Below are 6023 nucleotides of genomic sequence, written 5' to 3'. Positions count from 1 at the left end.
GGCCGAGACAGCGGCGGCACAACCGAAGACCGGTGGGCGGAAGGCCGGCGAGCCCGATCTGACGGCGGCCGATACGCGCCGGGATGAACCCATCGGGCGCGAAGGCAAGCAAACGCTGCCCCAGGCCGAGGCCGATGAGACGGCGGAGGCGGAGACCGAGGCGGAAGATCAGAAGGATCTGGCCCGGCTCGACGGTATCGACGACGCTTCCGAGGCAGCCGCCGGCGAGGACGAAACGCCGCCCGTCTCCGGTTCGCTGCTCGACTATGCCGGGCCGGAGAAGGCCGCCGACGAAGCGGACCAAACGCCGGATTCAGAGACCCGCCAAACCGAAGCGGTGGAAAAGGCGGCCGAACCGACGGTTCAGCGGCCCGTGGCGGGGGCGCCCGCCCCCGACGCAGGCGCGGATGACGACAGCATGACCGCCGACGATTTTCGCGACGCGCAGGACAGCGAGGATTGGGCCGGTTCCGATAGCGACAGCGCCCTGCCCGCGGCTGAAAGGCCTGTCGAAGCGAAAGCGGTATCGCCGGAACGGCCGCGCCTCGAGATGCCGCCGCTCAAGCTTGAAGGCTTCGTGCCTTCGGCTTTTTCCACCGGCGAGGAGGCCAGGGCGCCCGACACGTCCATCGTCGCCAGGCTGCCGGTGCCGCTGCTCATCCATTCCGGCGATGTGCTGTATTACGCCAATCACGCATTCCTCGAACTCACCGGCTATGACGCGCTTGAGGACCTTACCGATGCCGGCGGGCTTGGCGCACTGTTCGCCGAGCACTACGCCAACGACGGCGAGCCCGACGAAAGCGACCGTTCGCTGAAGCTCACGACCCGCCAGGGTCAGGAATTCCCGATCGATGCGTTGTTGCGCTCCGTGCCGTGGCGCGGCGGCAAGGCGCTGATGCTGGTGGTGCGCCGCACGGGCGAGGACGAGGCGCCAGCGGCGAGTTTCAGCGCGGCGAATGACGAGCCGAGCCAGCAGCCGGATGTTTCGGAGCTGAAGTCGCGCATCGCCGAAATGCGCACCATCATCGACACCGCCACCGACGGCGTGGTGCTGATCGGCCGCGACGGCAATATCCGTTCGATCAGCCGCCCCGCGGAAGCCCTGTTCGGCTTCGACACCGATGAGATCGCCGGCAAGCCTTTCGCTTCGCTGTTCGCCATCGAGAGCCAGCGCGCGGCGCGCGACTATCTCGCCGGCCTTTCCGAGCCGGGCGTGGCGAGCCTGCTCAATGACGGCCGCGAGGTCATCGGCCGCGAGGCGCAGGGACGCTTCATTCCGCTGTTCATGACCATTGGCAGGCTGCCCAACGACAGCGGCTTCTGCGCCGTCGTGCGCGACATCACGCAGTGGAAGCGCGCCGAGGAAGACCTCACCCAGGCGCGCGCCGTGGCCGAGCGGGCCTCCTCGCAAAAGACGGATTTCCTCGCTCGCATCAGCCATGAGATCCGCACGCCGCTCAACGCCATCATCGGCTTTTCCGAGCTGATGGTGGACGAGAAGTTCGGCCCCGTCGCCAATGACCGCTACCGCGACTATCTGCGCGACATAAACCGGTCGGGCAATCACGTGCTCGACCTCGTCAACGACCTGCTCGACATCTCCAAGATCGAGGCCGGCCAGCAGGAAATGGCCTATGAGGCGGTATCGCTCAACGACACGCTGGCCGAGACAGTGGCGATGATGCAGCCGCAGGCCAACCGCGAGCGCGTCATCATCCGTTCCAGCTTCGCCTCGCGGCTGCCGGAGGTGGTGGCGGACTTGAGAAGCGTGCGCCAGATCGCCCTCAACATCCTGTCCAATGCCATCCGCTACACACAGGCCGGCGGCCAGGTGATTGTCTCGACCGCCTACGAGGCCTCCGGCGACGTCGTCATGCGCGTGCGCGACACCGGCATCGGTATGACCCAGGCCGAGATCGAACAGGCGCTGAAGCCGTTCAAGCAGATCAATGCGCTGAAGCGCGGACGCGGCGACGGCACCGGCCTCGGGTTGCCGCTGACCAAAGCGATGGTCGAGGCGAACCGTGCCCGCTTCACCATCACGTCAACTCCCGGCGAAGGCACGCTGGTCGAGGTCGGCTTCCCTTCCACGCGCGTGCTCGCCGAATAATCGCGTCTTGAGCGGTTCAGCTTCTCACAGAATCGCTGATCCGCTCCAAACGTTTGATTTTACGCAATTCCGGACGGAAAACCGCTGCGCACTTTCCTGGAATTGCTCCAGGAAAAGAAAAAGGCGTCCAGTGGACGCCTTGAAAGATGGGATTGCTGTCACAACGGGGACTTGAGCGAATCTGATCCTCAGGGGACGAGGAACGGGATTTCTCCCTCAAGTTATACGCGACTATCGGCGTCGTCCCTTAACAAGTCCTTACCGGGGGCCGAAAAAATTTACGAATGTGTACCACTCGTGAAATCTAGGTAAATTCGGTCGCCAGAATTCGTTTACTATTTCGAGGGGCTTATTCCGCCAGCTGCGGCAGGTTCCTGAACAGCTCCAGCGCCTCGGGGTTGGCGAGCGCTTCCTTGTTCTTGATGGCGCGGCCGTGGACGACGTCGCGCACGGCGAGCTCGGTGATCTTGCCGGACTTGGTCCTTGGAATATCGGTGACGGCAACGATCTTGGCCGGCACGTGGCGCGGGCTGGCGCCGGTGCGGATCCTGGCGCGGATGCGCTTTTCCAGATCCTCGTCGAGGCTGACGCCGGCGGCCAGCCGGACGAACAGCACGACGCGCACGTCATTGTCGAAATCCTGGCCGATGCAGAGCGCTTCCAGGATCTCCGGCATCTGCTCGACCTGGTTGTAGATCTCGGCCGTGCCGATCCTGACCCCGCCCGGATTGAGCGTGGCGTCGGAGCGGCCATGAATGATGATGCCGCCATGCGCCGTCCATTCGGCGAAGTCGCCATGACACCAGACATTGTCGAAGCGTTCGAAATAGGCCGCGTGGTACTTCTTGCCTTCCGGATCGTTCCAGAAGCCGATCGGCATCGCCGGGAAGGCTTTGGCGCAGACGAGCTCGCCCTTCTCCTGCCGGATCGGCTTGCCGTCGTCGTCCCACACGTCGACGGCAAGGCCGAGGCCCGGTCCCTGGATCTCTCCGGTCCAGACCGGCTCTATAGGCACGCCGAGCACGAAGCAGGAGACGATATCGGTGCCGCCGGAAATCGAGGCCAGATGCACGTCCTTCTTGATGCCGTCATAGACGAAGCGGAAATCCTCCGGCGACAGCGGCGAGCCGGTGGACGAGATGGTGCACACGCTGCCAAGGTCATGGCTCTTGATGGGCTTCAGCCCTGCCTTGCGCACGGAATCGATGAACTTCGCCGAGGTGCCGAAATAGGTCATCTTCTCCGCGTCGGCGAAATCGAACAGCGCATTGCCGTCGGGATAGAAGGGCGAGCCGTCATAAAGCAGAAGCGTCGCGCCCGAGGCGAGGCCCGAGACCAGCCAGTTCCACATCATCCAGCCGCAGGTGGTGAAGTAGAAGAAGCGGTCGCCGTCGAGCAGGCCGGCATGCAGCCGCTGTTCCTTGACGTGCTGGATCAGCGTGCCGCCTGCCGAGTGCACGATGCATTTCGGAATGCCGGTAGTGCCCGATGAGAACAGGATGTAGAGCGGGTGCGAAAACGGCAGCCGCTCGAAAGCGAGCGCCTTGGCGGCGAAGGGCGAGAGCGCTTCTTCCAGCGCCGCCGCCTTGTCGATGGTGGCGGCGACATCGGCCGAGGTGCCGAGATAGTCGACGATCAGCACCTTGCGCACGGTCGCCAGTTTCTCGGCCACCGCCCGGACCTTGTCGGCGACCTCGATCGCCTTGCCGTTGTACCAGTAGCCGTCGGGCGCGATGAAGACGACCGGCTCGATCTGGCCGAAACGGTCGAGCACGCCCTGCTCGCCGAAATCGGGCGAGCAGGAAGACCAGACCGCGCCGATCGAACTTGCCGCCAGCATGGCGGCGATGGTCTCGGGCATGTTGGGCATCATGGCGGCGATGCGGTCGCCCTCCTTGACCCCAAGCGACAGGAAAAGCTGCTGCAGACGCGAAGTGAGTGCGTTGAGCTCGTTCCAGGACAGCCGGCGCTCGACCTTGTCCTCGCCGCGAAAGACGATGGCCAGGCCGCCGCCGGTCTTCTTCAAAAGATTCTCGGCGAAATTGAGTTTTGCGTCGGGGAAGAAGGCGGCGCCCGGCATCTTCTCGCCATCGACGAGAACCCGCTCGCCCTTGTCGCCGACAAGGCCGCAGAAATCCCAGACCAGGCTCCAGAATGCTTCGCGATCGTCGATCGACCAGCGATGGAGCTCGGCATAGCTGGAGAAAGTCTCGCCTGACTTCTCGGCGGCGGCCTTCATGAAGGCAGTCATGGGCGCGGAGGCGATCCGGTCCTGCGTCGGCGTCCACAAGGGGGTGTCGGCGGCCATGATCGTTCCTCCCAAAGCGCGTCGCGATTGCGGCAGTTAAGCCTGATATCGCCTGCGTCGTTGTCCCAAAACCGGCGTGGCGTTTGCGGGCCGGACGGGCCTATGGCTTATGCATACCGCAGCGCGGCAGGGCAAGATTTTGTTGGAATGGCCGGCACGGAACCGGCGTAAATGCCATGGCAAGGCCATAAAGACTTGAAAAGCGTCGGCGCTCGGTTACACCCGTCGGGCGGTTTTGTCGGCAATGGAAGCATACGGGGCGAGATGCCATCATCTTTGATCCGGCGGGGGGTATGGGTGATCGGCGTTGCGGTGCTGGTCATCGCGCTGGCCGTGGCCGCCCTGCCGCTGATTGCCTCGACCCGCATCGTGCGCGACCGCATCGCCTGGGAATTGAGCGCCTGGAGCGGTTTTCGCGTAACGATCGACGGTTCGCCGCGCATCGAGGTGTGGCCGAAGTTCCGGGCGATCCTCAGCGATGTGACGCTGTCGCAATGGACCGAGACCGACGCGCCGCCGGTGATCGAGGCCGAGCGCGTCGAGGTCGACCTCTCGGCCATGGCCGCCCTGCAGGGCGACGTCCAATTCTCGACAGCAAGGCTGGTGCGGCCGACGATCAGGGTCGAGCGCACGGCGAGCGGCTTCTATCTGCCGCCGCTGCCCAGCGGCGGCCGCATCACGCGCTCGATCGACACGGCGCGCGGCGTGGTCACCGCGAACCCGCAGAAGCCCGATCTCGGCAGACTGCCCTCCGATCCGTTCGGCACCGTCGAATTCCGCGACGGCCGCGTCGTGACCTCGGCGGGCGGCAAGGACACCGAGATCCTGAGCAGCCTCAGCGGCCAGGTGAACTGGGCGGCGATGAACAGCGACGCCACGCTCACCGCGACCGGCATATGGCGCGGCGAGAGCGTCCAGATCGATTTTTCCTCGGCGAGGCCGCTGGTGCTGTTTGCCGGGGGCACCGCGCCCGTCACGTTCGCCTTCAAGGCCGCGCCCGCCACCTTCTCCTTCGACGGCGTCGCCTCGATGTCCGACAACGCCTATCTGGACGGCCAGGCGAAATTCGCCGCCCCTTCGCTGAGACGCCTGCTTGAATGGTCGCAGGCCGGCATCGCGCCGAGTGCCGCGATCGGCTCCGTCTCGGTCGCCAGCAAGGTGACGGCGTCGGCCGGGCGGGCGAAATTCGAGAACACGACGGTGGCGCTCGACAACAACCCCGGCATGGGGGCGCTGGACTTTTCGTTCAGCGAGGCCCTGCCCGTCATTTCCGGCACGCTTGCCTTCGACACGCTTGACCTTCGATCGTTCCTTTCCGCTTTCACGCCGATCGCTCCCACCGGCGACAAAGGCCCAGGCGAGATCGACACCAGCTTCGCCGACAAGATCAACCTCGATCTCAGGCTGTCGGCGGCGCACGCCACCGCCGGCCCGGTACAACTGGCCGACGTCGCCGCTACCGCGCAGGTCAAGAACGGGCTTGCCGTCTTCGACATCTCCGACGCGTCAGCCTTCAACGGCAACATCCAGAGCAGCCTGCGTTTCGACCGCAAGCCGGACGGCACTCAGGTCGAGATGCGGCTCCTGGCGTCGGATGTCGAC

General features: G+C 64.9%; 3 protein-coding genes. 2 read left to right on the top strand and 1 reads right to left on the bottom strand.

Annotation, left to right across the window (positions count from 1 at the left end; all coding sequences use genetic code 11):
* On the top strand, positions 1–2113 hold a 2113-nt coding region (locus EOA29_RS22040; protein ID WP_127221518.1), incomplete at its 5' end, for a histidine kinase dimerization/phospho-acceptor domain-containing protein.
* 349 nt (positions 2114–2462) lie between these two features.
* On the opposite strand, the gene EOA29_RS22035 is transcribed toward EOA29_RS22040, so the two are convergent.
* Entirely contained in the window at positions 2463–4421 is a 1959-nt protein-coding gene (locus EOA29_RS22035; protein ID WP_127221516.1) for an acetoacetate--CoA ligase, read from the bottom strand.
* A gap of 264 nt (positions 4422–4685) precedes the next feature.
* Between EOA29_RS22035 and EOA29_RS22030 the strand changes: the two genes are divergently transcribed.
* Positions 4686–6023, top strand: a 1338-nt coding sequence (locus EOA29_RS22030) for an AsmA family protein (RefSeq protein ID WP_145969737.1), incomplete at its 3' end; no start/stop codon positions are given.

This window comes from Mesorhizobium sp. M1E.F.Ca.ET.063.01.1.1, from assembly GCF_003998155.1.
GTDB lineage: Bacteria > Pseudomonadota > Alphaproteobacteria > Rhizobiales > Rhizobiaceae > Mesorhizobium.
Note: the sequence above shows the minus strand (reverse complement) of the source record. Positions and strands in the feature narration are given on the sequence as shown.

Coding starts and splice junctions, on each gene's coding strand:
- EOA29_RS22035 (WP_127221516.1), bottom strand. CDS start 4,421: ATGGCCGCCGACACCCCCTTGTGGACGCCGACGCAGGACCGGATCGCC.